Origin of the sequence: Photobacterium sp. Ph5 (assembly GCF_022129445.1) — a bacterium.
Taxonomy (GTDB): Bacteria; Pseudomonadota; Gammaproteobacteria; order Enterobacterales; family Vibrionaceae; genus Photobacterium.
Genome location: NZ_JADQAQ010000070.1, coordinates 1 through 17,077 on the forward strand (window position 1 = coordinate 1; position 17,077 = coordinate 17,077).

The 17,077-nt window shown below is 42.4% G+C and carries 10 protein-coding genes, 2 tRNA genes and 1 pseudogene; 9 read left to right on the forward strand and 4 right to left on the reverse strand.

The genetic code is table 11. The features are described 5' to 3' along the window. Positions 1-127: 127 nt before the first annotated feature. Positions 128-203 (reverse strand) — tRNA-His (locus I3259_RS18555). Between the two features lie 35 nt (positions 204-238). Further along, positions 239-315, reverse strand: a tRNA-Arg gene (locus I3259_RS18560). A 280-nt stretch (positions 316-595) separates the two neighbouring features. On the opposite strand from I3259_RS18560, the gene I3259_RS18565 reads away from it, so the two are divergent. Continuing rightward, positions 596-1,003, forward strand: coding sequence for a cytochrome c5 family protein (locus tag I3259_RS18565; RefSeq protein WP_238031194.1), 408 nt, complete (start codon positions 596-598; stop codon positions 1,001-1,003). Between the two features lie 77 nt (positions 1,004-1,080). Here I3259_RS18565 and rep read toward each other — a convergent pair whose 3' ends face one another. Then, positions 1,081-3,096 (reverse strand): DNA helicase Rep, encoded by a 2,016-nt coding sequence (rep, locus tag I3259_RS18570; protein WP_238031195.1) that lies wholly within the window; start codon positions 3,094-3,096, stop codon positions 1,081-1,083. A 310-nt stretch (positions 3,097-3,406) separates the two neighbouring features. On the opposite strand from rep, the gene I3259_RS18575 reads away from it, so the two are divergent. From I3259_RS18575 to I3259_RS18600, 6 genes and pseudogenes are all read left to right on the forward strand, one after another. Next, complete coding sequence (locus tag I3259_RS18575) at positions 3,407-4,555, forward strand: efflux RND transporter periplasmic adaptor subunit (RefSeq protein ID WP_238031196.1); 1,149 nt, start codon at positions 3,407-3,409, stop codon at positions 4,553-4,555. 9 nt (positions 4,556-4,564) lie between these two features. After that, positions 4,565-7,696, forward strand: coding sequence for an efflux RND transporter permease subunit (locus tag I3259_RS18580; RefSeq protein WP_238031197.1), 3,132 nt, complete (start codon positions 4,565-4,567; stop codon positions 7,694-7,696). Positions 7,697-7,903: 207 nt separating this feature from the next. Then, positions 7,904-8,515, forward strand: a complete 612-nt coding sequence (locus I3259_RS18585) for a TetR/AcrR family transcriptional regulator (RefSeq protein ID WP_238031198.1) — start codon at positions 7,904-7,906, stop codon at positions 8,513-8,515. Between the two features lie 27 nt (positions 8,516-8,542). Then, positions 8,543-9,646 (forward strand): efflux RND transporter periplasmic adaptor subunit, encoded by a 1,104-nt coding sequence (locus I3259_RS18590; RefSeq protein WP_238031199.1) that lies wholly within the window; start codon positions 8,543-8,545, stop codon positions 9,644-9,646. Between the two features lie 16 nt (positions 9,647-9,662). Further along, positions 9,663-12,713 (forward strand): annotated as a pseudogene (locus I3259_RS18595) (multidrug efflux RND transporter permease subunit); the annotation flags it as partial. A 135-nt stretch (positions 12,714-12,848) separates the two neighbouring features. After that, positions 12,849-13,118 (forward strand): accessory factor UbiK family protein, encoded by a 270-nt coding sequence (locus I3259_RS18600; RefSeq protein WP_107208548.1) that lies wholly within the window; start codon positions 12,849-12,851, stop codon positions 13,116-13,118. A 68-nt stretch (positions 13,119-13,186) separates the two neighbouring features. Here I3259_RS18600 and ilvC read toward each other — a convergent pair whose 3' ends face one another. Beyond that, on the reverse strand, positions 13,187-14,671 hold the full coding sequence (gene ilvC / locus I3259_RS18605) for a ketol-acid reductoisomerase (RefSeq protein ID WP_005372215.1): 1,485 nt from the start codon (positions 14,669-14,671) through the stop codon (positions 13,187-13,189). A gap of 134 nt (positions 14,672-14,805) precedes the next feature. Here ilvC and ilvY point away from each other — a divergent pair, with 134 nt between their 5' ends. Both ilvY and I3259_RS18615 read left to right on the forward strand, forming a co-directional pair. Then, the gene (gene ilvY, locus I3259_RS18610; protein ID WP_238031202.1) at positions 14,806-15,702 is read left to right on the forward strand and encodes an HTH-type transcriptional activator IlvY; all 897 of its coding nucleotides are present in this window, start codon (positions 14,806-14,808) and stop codon (positions 15,700-15,702) included. A 37-nt stretch (positions 15,703-15,739) separates the two neighbouring features. Continuing rightward, a complete protein-coding gene (locus I3259_RS18615; RefSeq protein ID WP_238031201.1) occupies positions 15,740-16,945 on the forward strand; it encodes an NAD(P)-binding domain-containing protein in 1,206 nt (401 codons plus the stop codon). Positions 16,946-17,077 lie beyond the last annotated feature (132 nt).

A 17,077-nucleotide genomic window follows, 5' to 3' on the forward strand; every position in this document is an offset into this window, starting at 1 on the left:
CCCGACCCTCTGGTCCCAAACCAGATGCGCTACCAAACTGCGCTATTCACCGACTTAATTCTGTGTGCTTGAATAAACAAGCGGGCTTTTTAAAGCCAGAAAGCTGACGTATCAACTCTCTATAATATGGGGTGGCTAACGAGGCTTGAACTCGCGACAACCGGAATCACAATCCGGGACTCTACCAACTGAGCTATAGCCACCATTGTATTACCTTCCGCCAATACGACCATTTAAATGGTGCGCCCGAAAGGATTCGAACCTTCGGCCTTTGGCTCCGGAGGCCAACGCTCTATCCAGCTGAGCTACGGGCGCCTTGCCCTATCGACGGGGGTGAATATTACGGATCAGAACGCCTCTCGGCAAGTGTTTTTTTTCATTTTTCTTTCGCTCGCTGATTTTATGCTCAAATAACTATTGATTCGTATCATACAAATACAGCGCACTAGTTTGATCCTACGGTACAACCCGATATACTAACCAAGATATAACAATATGATCATTTTAAAAACATTCGCCGTACTATTTCAACATTAGCCACGAGTGAAGATAACAGCAACCAAAAAATACAATTTGGAAGTATAAGGTGAGCACCATGGATTTTTCTTTTCGACAATTTATATTCGCTGCTGTAGCCGCATTCACGATTGCAGCTCCCGCAGTTGCTAATGATATGACAGATAACGCTATTGCTGAACGTATTAAACCCGTAGGTACGTTATATCTTGAAGGTGAAGCGCCTGTTGCAGAAGTCGCTACAGGTCCACGTAGTGGTGATGCCGTTTATAATACTTTTTGTACTGCTTGTCATACTTCAGGGGTGATGGGTGCACCGAAAAAAGGCGATGCTGGTGATTGGTCTGCCCGTATTGCCCAAGGTAAAGATGTGCTAGCCGATCATGCTATTAATGGTTTTAATGCCATGCCAGCAAAAGGTTCATGTATGGATTGTAGCGATGAAGAAATTGTTGCCGCCATTGATCACATGATTGCTGGCTTATAATTTATCTCAATCATAAATAAAGAGGGTGAGCATTATTAATGCTCACCCTCTTTTTATATGGGCACTATTTTGTAGGATTATTTTTTAAACATCGCACGAATATTAGCAATATGCGCTTGCCCTTTGTTCATCCGCTCTTCTGCAGAAACAGGTTTACGCTCACTTTCCCACTCCAAATCATCTTGTGGTAATTCGTACAAGAATCGACTTGGCTCAGGTTTTATTAGCTCGCCATACTGACGACGCTCTTTACATAAAGTAAAGGTTAGTTCGCGTTGTGCTCGTGTGATCCCAACATAAGCAAGGCGACGTTCTTCATCAACATTTTCTTCATCAATGCTGGTTTGGTGCGGCAAGATCCCCTCTTCAGTTCCCACTAAGAACACATAAGGAAACTCCAACCCTTTAGAGGCGTGCAACGTCATAAGCTGTACTTGATCAGCGTCGTCATCATCTTCCCCTCGCTCCATCATGTCGCGCAGGGTTAAACGTTGTACCACTTCTTTTAAAGTTTTCTCTTCATTATCATAGTTATCGCCTTCTAAATCAGCGGTGATCCAACTATATAAATCAGAGACGTTTTTCATTCGCATCTCAGCGGCTTTTGGGCTGGGTGAGGTTTCGTATAGCCAATCTTCGTAATGAATATCACGAACTAATTGACGCACAGCAGCCACCGTATCACCACGCTCTGCATTATCTGCTAATTGATTAACCCAATGGGTAAAGCGTTGTAGTGATTCTAAACCTCGACCTGATAGATGTTGCTCTAACCCCATCTCAAAACTAGCGGCAAACAAGCTTTTACCACGCATGTTGGCGTATGTCCCAAGCTTCTCGAGTGTCACTGGGCCGATTTCTCGACGCGGCGTATTCACAATACGTAGGAATGCGTTGTCATCATCGAGGTTGGTCAGTAAGCGTAGGTACGCCATGATGTCTTTAATTTCAGAGCGTGAGAAAAATGATGTACCGCCTGAAATTTTATAGGGAATACGATTTTGCATCAGCGACTTTTCAAACAACCGTGACTGATGATTCCCTCGGTATAAAATCGCGTAATCTTTATAAGCGGTATTATTCATGAAGCGATGAGCAATAAGTTCACCAATCACTTTTTCTGCTTCATGCTCTTCATTTTTCGCTGTGATCACTTTAAGCATCGCGCCATCTGGGATCTCAGAGAAAAGTGCCTTTTCAAATAAGTGGGGGTTATTAGCGATCAAAATATTCGCTGTACGCAAAATACGGCTGGTTGAACGGTAATTTTGCTCAAGTTTGATCACTTTTAAACTAGGAAAGTCTTTATTAAGCAAGCCTAAGTTTTCTGGCTGCGCACCACGCCATGAGTAAATAGACTGATCGTCATCACCAACCACAGTAAAACGCGCACGCTCACCTACTAATAGTTTTACAAATAAGTATTGGCTGGTATTGGTATCTTGATACTCATCCACCAGCAGGTAACGAATACGGTTCTGCCAGTGTTTACGTACTTCGGCGTTATCTCGCAGCAACAAAACGGGCATTAAGATCAGATCATCAAAATCTAATGCGTTATACGCTTTCATTTGGCGCTGATACATTTCATAGCAATACGCAAACAATTGATCGCGTTCACTACGGGCGTGTGCAGCAGCATCAGCGGGCGATAGCATGTCATTTTTCCAATTAGAAATAGAGGACATTAATTGCTTTAATAAATCTTTATCGCCTTCAAGCTCATCTTCGGTGAGCTCTTTGAGAAGCGCCATTTGGTCTTGATCATCAAACAGTGAAAAACTGGCTTTTAAGCCTAAATGCTTATATTCACGACGAATGATATTCAAACCTAAAGTATGAAAGGTAGAAACCATCAACCCTTTCGATTCTTGACGTCCCAATGTTTGCCCTACACGCTCTTTCATTTCACGTGCTGCTTTATTAGTAAAGGTCAGCGCGGCAATATTGCGTGCTTTGTAATCACACTGCTGTACCAAATAAGCAATTTTATTGGTGATCACTCGGGTTTTACCTGAGCCTGCACCGGCGAGTACTAAGCATGGCCCAGAAACGTATTTTACTGCTTCTGTTTGCCTTGGGTTCAGTTTCATTCGTTATCCTGACGCTCGTTTTAAAAAATGCATACACATGCACTTTAAACTTGGGTTTTATTCATCGAGCAAATAATAAAGCTCATACCAATCACAAAAAATCATACATAATGATTAACAATCCCCTATAGGCATAAATATAATTTTCTACATTACTACCTAGTAGAAATCCTGTTTTATGCGAAAAATAACCGTTCTGTGTTTAAACGGCTATCATAGGTTACAAAATGGTAAATAGTGGTTATTCTATTGTAAATCCATAGTTTTGGATATTTACGCTCGGTTATATTGCTTAAAATTAGGAGATTTCATGCGGAAAATCGCAAAAATTGCCATGGTTGTCAGTATGGCACTATGGGTAACAGCTTGTGATCAAAATGCGGCAGAAAATACTGCGCAACAAGCAGCAAAAAGTATCCCTGTAGGTACCATTGCCATCACATCTCACCCACAAGAAATCCGCGTGGAATTACCCGGTCGAAGCAAAGCTTATTTAGAAGCAGAAGTTCGTCCTCAAGTTTCTGGCATTATCACAAACCGTGGTTTTACCGAAGGTAGTGATGTAAAGAAAGGCCAATCACTCTATAACATTGACTCTGCAACTTATAATGCCGCTTACTTAAGTGCTAAAGCAGAACTTGCCAAAGCACAAGCGACGTTAGAGTCAGCGAAAGCATTATCTATTCGTAGTAAAAAGCTAGTAGAACGCGGTGCTTTCAGCAAACAAACTAACGATGATAATCAAGCAGCCTATAAAGTCGCTATAGCAGGGCTTGAAGTTGCAAAAGCAAACGTCAATACAGCCAAAATCAATTTTGATTATACCAAAGTTAAAGCCCCAATTTCAGGTCGTATTGGTCAATCTTCTGTTACTCCCGGTGCATTAGTTAATGCTGGGCAAACTCAAGTGCTGGCAACTATTCAGCAATTAGATCCCATTAATGTCGATATTGCTCAATCTAGTGCGCAGTTACTACGTTTGAAAGCGGCATTAAAGCAAGGTGAACTCCAAGCCAGCCAGAATGCTGATGTTGAACTTATCCTAGAAGATGGTTCGGTTTATCCTCATCACGGCGTATTACAGTTTTCTGAAGTCAACGTAGATCCTAATACGGGCTCTGTCACATTACGCGCTGAATTCCCAAATCCTGACGGTATTTTGCTACCAGGTATGTATGTGCGTGCAGTACTAAACACAGGTACCGATCCTAAAGCGATAATGGTTCCACAAAAAGCCGTTACCCGTAATAGTAAAGGCGAAGCAACGGTAATGGTTGTGAATGCCGAAAACAAAGTGGAATCTCGCCTTGTAACGACTGCGCAAGTAATTGATAACCAATGGCGTATCACCAAAGGCTTAAAAGACGGTGACCAAGTCATTGTCGATGGCTTGCAAAAAGTTCGTCCAGGCGCTTTGGTTCAACCAACCATTGCCAATAACACACAACCACAAAAGTAGAGATAAGATATGGCTCGTTTCTTTATCGATCGCCCTATTTTTGCTTGGGTGATCGCAATTATCGTGATGCTTGCGGGGGTACTGTCAATTCTCAAATTGCCAGTGTCGCAGTATCCGAGTATTGCACCGCCTACGGTGGTGATCAGCGCTAGCTACCCTGGCGCAAACGCAAAAACCATGGAAGATACCGTTACTCAGGTTATCGAACAACGTATGACAGGTATCGATAACCTACGTTACCTATCATCCACCAGTGATAGCTTTGGTAATACCCAAATTACCCTAACCTTTAATGCAGAAGCGGATCCTGATATCGCTCAGGTACAGGTACAGAACAAGCTGCAATCTGCCCTTCCGCTGTTACCAATGGAAGTGCAACAACAAGGTGTGAAGGTAAACAAAGCAAGCTCATCATTCTTGATGGTTGTTGGCTTCTATTCTGAAGATGGCTCAATGGATAAAAACGATATTTCGGACTACATCAGTTCGAATGTTGCCGATCCTATGAGTCGTGTTCCGGGTGTAGGTGAAATCACCACTTTCGGTGCACAATATGCGATGCGTATCTGGCTAGATCCTTTAAAACTAACCAAATATAACCTTACCAGTATTGATGTTATTTCGGCAATTAAAGAGCAGAATGCACAGATCTCAGCAGGTCAACTTGGTGCGTCTCCTTCTCTTCCAGGTCAAGAGCTTAACGCGACAGTTTCCGCACAAAGCCGCTTACAAACACCAGAAGAATTTAAAAACATTATTGTTAAATCTGACTCTTCTGGTGCAACGGTCCATCTTAGTGATGTTGCACGGGTTGAATTAGGGGCTGAAAGTTATTCGGTTCAAGTACTTTACAACGGAAAACCTGCCAGTGGTTTAGGTATTAAACTCGCAACAGGCGCGAATGCGCTGGCGACAGCTGAAGCGGTCAAAGCGAAAGTTGAAGAGCTAAAACCTTTCTTTCCTGAAGGTTTAACCGCTGTTTACCCGTACGATACTACGCCATTCGTTGAAAAATCGATTGAAGGGGTTGTTCATACACTGTTTGAGGCGGTGGCACTGGTGTTTATCATCATGTACCTGTTCTTACAGAATTTCCGAGCAACCTTAATCCCAACCATTGCAGTTCCCGTTGTACTATTAGGTACCTTTGCGGTGCTCTCTCTGGCGGGATACTCCATCAATACCTTAACCATGTTCGCGATGGTACTTGCCATTGGCTTGCTGGTTGATGATGCCATCGTGGTGGTAGAGAACGTTGAACGTGTGATGCATGAAGAAGGCTTAAATGCCGTTGAAGCAACACGTAAGTCGATGGATCAGATCACTGGCGCACTGGTCGGTATTGCCTTAACTCTATCAGCTGTATTTGTTCCTATGGCATTTATGTCAGGTTCAACTGGAGTTATTTATCGTCAGTTTTCAATAACCATTGTTACCGCCATGGCACTCTCGGTCTTGGTGGCCGTGATCTTGACCCCTGCCTTGTGTGCAACCATGCTAAAACCGGTAGAACACGGGGAAAAAAAAGGCTTCTTTGGTTGGTTTAACCGCACCTTTGATAACTTGACGAAGCGATATGAGTCAGGTGTTGCGGCGATGATCAAGCGTTCTATTCGCGTGATGTTTATCTTCCTAGGCTTAACCGTTGCTGTCGGTTGGATCTTCATGCGTATGCCAACCTCGTTCTTACCTGATGAAGATCAGGGGATCTTGTTTAGTCAGGCTATTTTGCCGGTTAACTCGACCCAAGAACAAACCCAAGAGGTGATGGATAAAGTCTCTGATTACTACCTAACTCAAGAAAAAGATAGCGTTGCTAGTGTATTTAGTGTGTCTGGCTTTAGTTTTGCTGGTAGTGGTCAAAATATGGGTATGGCCTTTGTTGGATTAAAAGATTGGTCTGATCGTCAATTGCCTGGAATGGATGTGAAATCTATCGTTAACCGTTCAATGGGCTATTTCCAGCAAATAAAGAACGCAATGGTGTTCTCATTTGCACCACCTGCGGTCATTGAATTAGGTACAGCGAGTGGTTTTGACTTCTACCTTCAAGATAGAAGTGGTCAAGGGCACGATAAACTGATCGCAGCGCGTAACCAATTATTAGGTCTAGCGGCACAAAATCCAAACCTTGTTGGGGTACGTCCTAACGGACAAGAAGATGCGCCGATGTACCAAATCAATATTGATCAAGCCAAAATTCGAGCTCTCGGTATTGATATTCAATCAGTGAATAAAGTATTAGGTACCGCTTGGGGTAGTTCGTATGTGAATGACTTCATCGACCGTGGACGCGTGAAAAAAGTATTCGTACAGGGCGATGCACAATACCGTATGAAACCAACGGACTTAGATACTTGGTATGTCCGTAACAACAAAGGTGAAATGGTACCATTCTCCGCATTTGCGACGGGTGAATGGAAATACGCGTCACCTCGACTTGAGCGTTTCAATGCGACACCTGCGGTCAACATTCAAGGCAGCGTGGTTGCAGGTTACAGTACAGGTCAAGCAATGCTTGATATTGAAGAGATGGTGAAACAATTACCACCAGGTTTCGGTGTTGAGTGGAATGGCTTATCCTATGAAGAGCGTCTATCTGGTAACCAAGCACCTATGCTGTATGCGTTATCTATCTTAGTCGTATTCTTAGTACTTGCAGCATTGTATGAAAGTTGGTCTGTTCCTTTTGCGGTGGTATTAGTGGTACCGCTTGGGATCATCGGTGCACTACTGGCAATGAACGCTCGTGGCATGCCTAACGATGTATTCTTCCAAGTAGGTCTATTAACCACGGTTGGTTTGGCGACTAAGAACGCCATCTTGATTGTTGAATTTGCTAAAGAGTACTACGAAAAAGGTGCTGGATTAGTTGAAGCAACACTCCATGCCGTTCGTGTACGTCTTCGTCCAATTATCATGACATCACTGGCATTTGGTCTAGGTGTTGTACCATTGGCTATCAGTACCGGTGTTGGCTCTGGTGGTAAGAATGCGATTGGTACTGCGGTTCTTGGCGGTATGTTAAGTTCAACATTCCTTGGGATATTCTTTATTCCAATATTCTTTGTGGTGGTTGAGCGTATTTTCAGCCGCGGCAAAAAGAAAAATACCGACAATAAAGAGCAGTTAGCCGAGTAATACTTACTCCGAAACATAAATTAGCGCATGCCTTTGGGTATGCGCTTTTTTTTGCTTAGTCATACCCAATTATTCCTATACTTATTACTTATTCGTAACCTTTTCAAACCACACATTCGTAAAAAGAATTAATTTACGGTTTTTATCTCTCTTTATCGGCTAAAGGCTAAATAAAACCTTGCGCATCAAAGGTGACAACCTACAATAATGAACGATCGTTCATTCATTACACTTGCAAATATGATTACTACTATGAATGAGAAAAAACAACGTATATTGGCAGCAACAGAAAAGCTACTTGCCGAATTTGGTTTTCATGGCCTTTCAATGCAAATGGTAGCTAAAGAAGCCAATGTTGCAGCAGGTACTATTTACCGTTATTTCAACGATAAAGACGACTTACTCAACCAATTACATGATCATATTTTAACTTATATTGCCGCTCAAATTAGTCACAATGTTGTCGATACTATGCCGCTTAAGCAACGTTATCGAATGATGTGGCTTAATTTATGGCATATGACACTAAATGGTGATGCCCCATTGATCATTCGGGGTCAGTTCCAAAACCTACCTTGTCGCAGTAGACAAGATCAGAAGCACTTAAGCCAAAAATTGTTTTCTTCCGTAGCAACTATGTTTAATGAAGGAAAAGCCTGCGGCTTATTTAAGAATATTGATAACGAGGTTCTGAGTATTTTGAGCCTTGAGACGAGTTGCAACCTAGCGCGACGTCAAATCAATGGTGGTTTACAGATCAACGATGACGAACTTGAAGCAATAATCAATGCTTCTTGGGACGCTATCATTCTGCATTAATATCGTAAAACCGGAGCAAACCTTACAATGAAAAAATGGATAGTCGTGTTACTTCTTGTCCTCCTGTTATTCGGGAGCGTCATTGGTTTCAACTTGTTCAAACAGAAAAAAATTGCGGAATACATGGCAAACATGCCTGAGCCTAATTACCCAGTAACTGCGATTACTACCAAAGGGGAAAACTGGTATCCTGCCATTCAAGCCATTGGTTTTATTGAACCAGTACAAGGTGTTACATTAACCTCTGAAGCCTCTGGTGTGATCAGTAAAATCGCATTTGAATCAGGTCAGCATGTTAAAGCCGGTCAAGAGTTAGTCTCAATTAACTCTAATGTAGAAGTCTCAAGCCTACAAAGTACCAAAGCGAAATTACCAGCGGTACAAGCGACTTATAAGCGCTACCAAGATTTATATCGTAAAGGTTCAGTTTCTAAATCAAACCTTGATGAAGCAAAAGCCAACTATCTTGCGCTTGTTGCACAAATCAAATCGTTAGAAGAATCAATTCAACGCCGTGATATCGTGGCACCGTTTACTGGTGAAGTCGGCCTACGTAACGTTTACCTGGGTCAGTACATTCAACCAGGTACTCAAATCGTTCGCCTAGAAGATACCCGTACTATGCGTTTTCGTTTCACAGTACCTCAAACTGATATTTCTAAGATCAAAATTGGTCAAGTAGTAGATATCAATGTCGATGCTTACCAAGATATCGACTTTAAAGGTCAAATCACAGCAATTGAACCTGCAGTAAACGCACAGACGGGTCTGGTACAAGTTCAAGCAGATATTCCAAACAGCGGCGGTAAATTACGTAGCGGTATGTTTGCTCGCGCACGCGTCATCCTACCGACTATTACTGATCAAATTATCGTTCCACAAACAGCGATTACTTACACCTTATATGGTGACACGGTATACGTACTGAAAGAAGTTGATGGCAAATTACGTGCGATTCAAACAGTGGTAACCACAGGTCAAAACCATGGTAATCAAGTGCGAATCCTTTCAGGTATAAAAGCTGGCGAGCAAATTGTTACCACCGGTCAAATCCGTTTAAGTAACAAGACGCTAGTACATATCGTTGAAAATGATGCACTTAAAGCTCCAGCCGTAACCCCACTGTTGTAATTGGAGAACTCTCAGTATGCGCTTTACTGATATATTTATCAGACGCCCCGTCCTCGCAATCTCGATCAGTTTAATGATCGCATTGTTAGGATTTCAGGCGATTTTCAAAATGCAGGTTCGACAGTATCCAGAAATGACTAACACCGTAGTAACCGTAAGCACGGCTTACTACGGTGCCAGTGCCGATCTGATGCAGGGCTTTATTACTCAGCCCTTAGAGCAAGCCATTGCCCAAGCCGATAATATTGACTACATCACCGCTCAAAGTACCTTGGGGATGTCGACAATTACGGTACAAATGAAACTGAATACCAATCCAAATGCTGCCTTGGCTGACATTCTGGCGAAAGTAAACTCAGTACGTTCACAGCTACCAACAGAAACCCAAGATCCAACTATCACCTTATCAACCGGTGGTGATACGGGTGTGCTTTACTTAGGTTTCACCAGTAAGAGCTTAAACTCTAGTCAAATCACTGACTATATTGAGCGAGTGGTTAAACCACAGTTATTTACCGTTAACGGTGTCTCTAAAGTCGATATGTACGGTGGTGTTCCTTACGCCCTACGTGTTTGGTTAGACCCACAAAAAATGGCGGCATTTAACTTATCAGCAACCGATGTTATTCAAGTACTCAAAGCCAATAACTACCAATCTGCTGTTGGTCAGGTTAACAACGACTTTGTGCTTTATAACGGTAGTGCTGATACTCAATCAAATAGCCCTGAAGCGTTAGAAAAACTGGTTGTAACCAGTAAAGATGGCCAAGTCACTCGCTTAGGTGACATCGCAAAAGTGACGTTATCAAGAAGCAGTGATAGCTACCGTGCAACAGCAAATGGCCAAGAAGCCGTTGTTGGTGCGATTCAAGCCGCGCCAAGTGCCAACCCAATTAACATTGCGGCAGATGTACTAAAACTGCTACCAACCATTGAACGTAACATGCCAAGCACCATCAAAATGACGGTGATGTACGATTCAACCATTGCAATTAACGACTCTATTCATGAGGTAATTAAAACTATCCTTGAAGCGGCAGTGATTGTATTGATTGTTATCGCACTATTTATTGGCTCGCTACGTTCGGTACTGATCCCAATCATCACAATCCCACTATCACTTGTTGGTGTCGCACTGGTGATGCAGATGTTTGGGTTTTCTTGGAATCTCATGACACTACTAGCGATGGTACTTGCTATCGGTCTGGTAGTGGATGACGCCATCGTAGTACTCGAAAACGTTGAGCGTCACATGAAAATGGGACAAAGCCCGTTCCGCGCTGCCATTATTGGTACCCGTGAAATTGCTGTTCCAGTTATTTCGATGACTATCGCCCTAGGCGCGGTATACGCACCTATCGCATTAATGGGTGGCTTAACTGGCTCGCTGTTTAAAGAGTTTGCATTAACGCTCGCTGGTGCCGTCTTTATTTCAGGGATCATCGCACTGACATTATCACCGGTAATGTGTGCTCACTTCCTAAAAGAAAACGCGGCGCCAAATAAATTTGAGCTAGCCGTTCACCGCTTCCTTGATCGCCTCACCCTACGCTATGAAAAAATGCTAGGTGGCATCATGAATATGCGCTCTGTCGTGATTGTATTTGCGATTTGTGCATTTGCGAGCTTACCGTTCTTATTCAAGTTCATTCCAAGTGAATTGGCACCAGCTGAAGATAACGGTGTGGTGGTATTCCAAGGTAATGCGCCATCAAACGCAAACTTGGATTACATTGAAGACACCATGAACCAAGTTAACAAGGTACTAACTGATCAAAAGAGCGTGGAATATGCACAGGTCTTCTCTGGTATTCCTGCTGCTAACCAAGCCTTTGGTCTAGCGACCTTGAAACCTTGGAGTGAACGCGACCAAAGCCAAGAGCAAGTAGCAAATGAAGTTGCGAAGAAGATCAAAGACATTCCTCAAATGTCGGTAGCCGCGTTCCAAATGCCAAGCTTGCCTGGTGCTGGCGGCGGTTTCCCTGTTCAGTTTGTGATCACCACGCCGAACAACTTCAAGAGCTTGTTCCAGGTCGCATCTGAAATGCTGACGAAGGTAAAAGATAATCCGATGTTCGTCTACTCAGATCTTAACTTGAAGTACGACTCGGCTGACATGAAGATTAATATCAACAAAGACAAAGCAGGTGCTTACGGTGTGACGATGCAATCTATCGGTAACACATTAAGCACGATGTTAGCCGGTGGTGACATTAACCGTGTTGATATCTTAGGTCGCTCATACAAAGTGATCCCACAGGTTGAGCGTAAAAATCGTTTTAATCCAAATGATTTAAACAACTATTACGTGAAAACCAATACCGGTGATCTGATCCCATTAGGTAGCTTAGTATCGATTACAGTGAAATCGACACCACCAACATTACCAAGCTTTAACCAGCAAAATGCAGCAACCATCAGTGGCGTATTAGCCCCTGGTACATCGATTGGTGAAGCGGTAAGTTGGTTAAACACCGAAGCGGCGAAAGTATTACCAACCGGCTATAGCTACAACTACTTAGGTGAGAGTCGTCAATACGTAACCGAAGGTAATGCTCTGTATGCAACCTTTGGTCTTGCACTAGCAATCATCTTCTTAGTCTTAGCGATTCAGTTTGAATCACTACGTGATCCACTGGTTATTCTCGTTTCTGTTCCACTGGCGATTTGTGGTGCCTTAATCGCACTGGCATGGGGAGCAACAACCTTGAATATCTACTCACAAATCGGTTTGATAACCCTGATAGGCTTGATAACCAAACACGGTATCTTGATTTGTGAAGTGGCCAAAGAAGAACAGCTCTACCATGGTAAGAGTCGTACAGAAGCCGTCATGGAAGCCGCGAAGATCCGTCTTCGTCCTATCCTGATGACCACATGTGCAATGATTGCTGGCTTAGTTCCATTACTTTATGCATCAGGTGCAGGTGCTGCCTCTCGATTTAGTATTGGTATTGTTATCGTGGCAGGTCTTTCTATCGGTACACTGTTTACCTTGTTTGTTCTGCCAGTTATCTATACATTCCTAGCAAGCGAACACAAACCGCTACCTGTATTCGTTGAAGATGACGATGCAACAGATAGCCATTTCTAAGTAATAAATAAATGAAAAAGGGCGCTGGAACTTCCGCGCCCTTTTATTTTAGCTAGTACGACGATTACAATAGAAGAATAACGATTCTCGCAACGGAGTAAGCGAATCATGTTTGATCCAAAGAAGCTTGAGCAAGTAGCTAAGCAAATTCAAGACGCAATGCCACAGCCAGTCAAAGAGCTCGGCAATGACGTTGAGCAAAAAGTACGACAAGTGATCCAAGCGCAATTGGGTAAATTAGATGTCGTGAACCGTGAAGAATTTGATGTGCAAACTCAGGTTCTCCTTCGTACTCGCCAGAAGCTTAATGAACTTGAGCAAAAAATGGCAGAGCTTGAAGCAAAACTTGATGCTGAAGCGAAAAGCGATAACGCTTAATTTGAAAATTCAAAAACTAAAAAGCCCGGTCAAAAACCGGGCTTTTTTCTATTTAATCGACGCTAAAATTAACCGCCAACAGCGATTTGTTTCATGTCTTTCATGTAACCACGTAGCTCTTTACCAATCACTTCTACTGGGTGATTACGTAGTGCTTCGTTCACTTCAATTAGCTTCTGGTTATCAGCAAAGTTAGATGTCTCACCCAAACCTTTACCAATCACATCCGTCGCTACTTTCGGCATAAATTGCTCACGTAGTAATGGCGTTGCTACGTTTGCAAATAGGTAGTTACCGTACTCTGCTGTATCAGAAATAACCACGTTCATTTCATATAGACGCTTACGTGCAATAGTATTCGCGATAAGTGGTAGTTCATGTAGCGACTCGTAGTATGCAGACTCATCAATGATGCCTGATGCTGTCATTGCTTCAAATGCCAGTTCAACACCTGCACGTACCATAGCAACCATCAAGATGCCGTTATCAAAGTACTCTTGCTCACTGATTTGAATGTCAGAAGATGGGTAGTTTTCAAATTGTGTTTCAGCGGTTTCACCACGCCAGCCAAGAAGATCAGCATCATCATTTGCCCAGTCAGCCATCATAGTGCTAGAGAAGTGGCCAGAGATAATGTCATCCATGTGCTTGTTGTAAAGTGGACGCATCAGATCTTTTAGTTCTTCCGATAGGTCAAACGCTTTTACTTTAGCAGGGTTTGATAGACGATCCATCATATGAGATACACCACCAAACTTCAGTGCTTCAGTGATCGTTTCCCAACCGTACTGCAGAAGCTTGCCTGCGTATTCTGGTGCGATGCCATCAGCAATCATCTTCTCGTAACAAACAATAGAGCCTGCTTGTAGCATGCCACACAGGATCGTTTGCTCACCCATTAGATCAGATTTTACTTCAGCAACAAATGATGACTCTAGTACGCCAGCACGGTGTCCCCCCGTTGCTGCCGCCCATGCTTTAGCAATCTCAAGGCCATCACCTTGTGGATCATTTTCAGGGTGAACCGCGATCAATGTTGGAACACCAAAACCACGCTTATATTCTTCACGAACTTCTGTACCTGGACACTTAGGTGCAACCATAACAACGGTCAAGTCTTTACGAATTTGCATGCCCTCTTCAACGATGTTGAAACCGTGAGAGTAACCCAGTGATGCACCTTGCTTCATTAATGGCATAACCGTTTCAACAACATTCGTGTGCTGCTTATCAGGTGTTAGGTTTACCACTAAATCAGCTTGTGGGATCAGTTGCTCGTAGCTACCTACTTCAAACCCATTTTCTTTTGCGTTCTTAAATGATTGACGCTGCTCATCAATCGCCGCTTGGCGTAACGCATAAGAAACATCTAGACCTGAGTCACGCATGTTCAAACCTTGGTTTAGACCTTGCGCACCACAACCAACAATCACTACTTTCTTACCTTTAAGGTAATCAGCTTCTGTTGCAAATTCTGCACGATCCATAAAGCGACAGCGACCTAGCTGATCTAACTGCTGACGTAGGTTTAGGGTATTAAAATAATTAGCCATAACAACAAACTCCGTGAAAAAATAAATCCTTTAGTCGACATCTTATTGTCGAATAACCTGATAGTAGATCAGGTAATTTGTTGCGCAAAGTGCTATATTCACAACAACTAATTGCAAATTATGCAACATGGATGATGAATATTAAAAACCTGCAACTATTTCTTCACCTTTGTGAGTCCCATAACTTTAGCCAAACAGCACAAGCCATGCATATCAGCCCTTCAGCATTAAGTCGCGTTATTCAGCGTCTCGAAGAAGAGTTAGGCCAAACCTTATTTATGCGTGATAATCGTAGTGTTGAATTAACGCTAGCTGGAAAAAAATTGCTTCCCGTCGCGTCTTTAATTGTCAGTAATTGGTTTGAATTAAAAAGTGAATTACAGGAAGATCATTCTCAGCTACAAGGGAAATTAACCCTCTTCTGCTCAGTGACTGCAAGTTATAGTCACCTCCCCAATATATTAAATAAGTTTCGCGTCATTTATCCCCATATCGAAATTCAACTTCAAACAGGGGATCCAGCCCTAGCAATAGAGAAAGTCCTATCCGGTGATGTCGACATCGCTATTGCTGCCAAACCCGACCTCTTACCGTCTAAATTAACTTACATCGAAGTTGATCAGATCCAGATGTCGTTGATTGGACCATTAGTCTCATCGCCAACATTACAAAAAAGCTTAAATCATGATCCAGATTGGAAATCTTTATCTTTTATACTGCCAGAATCAGGACCTGCGCGAACCCGTGCTGATAAGTGGTTTAAGACAAAGAAAATAACCCCTTCTATCTATGCCCAAATATCAGGGCATGAAGCTATTGTCAGTATGGTGGCGCTTGGCTGTGGTGTTGGAATAGCGCCGGATGTGGTAATAAATAATAGCCCCGTTAGCGACAAGGTTCAGCGATTTAATACTGAATCAATTGAACCCATGAGTTTAGGTTTATGTTGTAAGCAATCTCGTGAGCAAGAGCCGCTATTGCATGCTTTGCTGCAGCTTTTTAATGATTGCTATGTAGATAATTTACTTTAGCTCGTTTTATTAGTGCATTTTTCAAGGAACAACAGTAGTGCCAAGTCCAATATTAACGCATTCATATTGCGCTGATTTTTATGCAGATCATGGTTATCAATTCCTAAAAAAACTCTCACAAGAATATGATCTCCCTAATAACCTTGTAATTTTTTCTGTCATGCATTGCTATGAAGGATCTTTACCTTATATTAATGTTCTTGCCGAACTCGCTGACAAACTTATATTTATTCCCAAAGATGCCACTGTAGGTGCAAACCCTGAACTACTCACAACGATAAAGAAAATCCCACGTTGTCATGTTGTTTCTACTCACAATAATAAAGCTTACTTAAAAAACATTGAGTATTGTGAGATGTTTATCCGCCAGCATATTAGTCCTGACACCCCTTTCCTTATTCTTGATCACGGTGGTTACTTCTCATCTTCCATTACACATATTTGCCACGTATTCAAAGAGCAATGTATTGGTATTACTGAACTAACCGCTAATGGCTTACAAAAGTATCTTGATAAATCCTTTACGAAACCTCTTGTCACGGTTTCCCATCTCAGTATCAAAGCACCAGCAGATTTTGAAGCTTCTGAATGTATTGTTCACTATTCCGATCAAATATTACGAGAAGAATTTGGCCTTAAAATCAATAACTCCGGCTTTTTAAAAGCAGGTGTGATCGGAGCAGGAAACCTTGGCAGAGGAGTGATCAAACATCTTAAAGCTAAAGGTATCACCAACATTCATGTTACTGATAGCGATCCAAGAAAATTGACTCAATTTCCTCGTGACGGTATTCAAGCTTGCTCAAGCAAATATTTAGTCGAACACTGTAATATGTTGTTCTGTTGTACAGGAAATCAATCGATTACACCCGAGATGATTGATGCACTCTCACAACCAATGTTTATCAGCACGGTAACCTCTGCCGATGATGAACTTCATTTGCCTACTTTATTGCAACAGGGCGTACTCACCGAAGTAAAAACTAATAGATTAACCAAAGAATATAAGACTCGTCATGGGCACAGCGTGTATCTTTTCGCAGGGGGAGAATCAGCAAATACACCGTTTAAAACAGGGATGGGCGATCCAACCCTTTATTTATTTGAAGCGGCTCATATGCTCGCAGGATTAAAGCTAATTAAAGATGCCGAACAATTTGAATCAGGTATTCAATCATTATGTGAAGAGGACGAAATAATGATAGCTGAGCGTTGGCTACGTCACTTTTATCACTATCAATGATCATCATATTAAGCCTCACTTTATCGTGGGGCTTTCTTTATGTGGGAGTTTACAATCATACAGACGTAAAAAAGCCCCGTCATTTCTGACGAGGCTTTCTTGAAGATGGCAGGGGTGGAGAGATTCGAACTC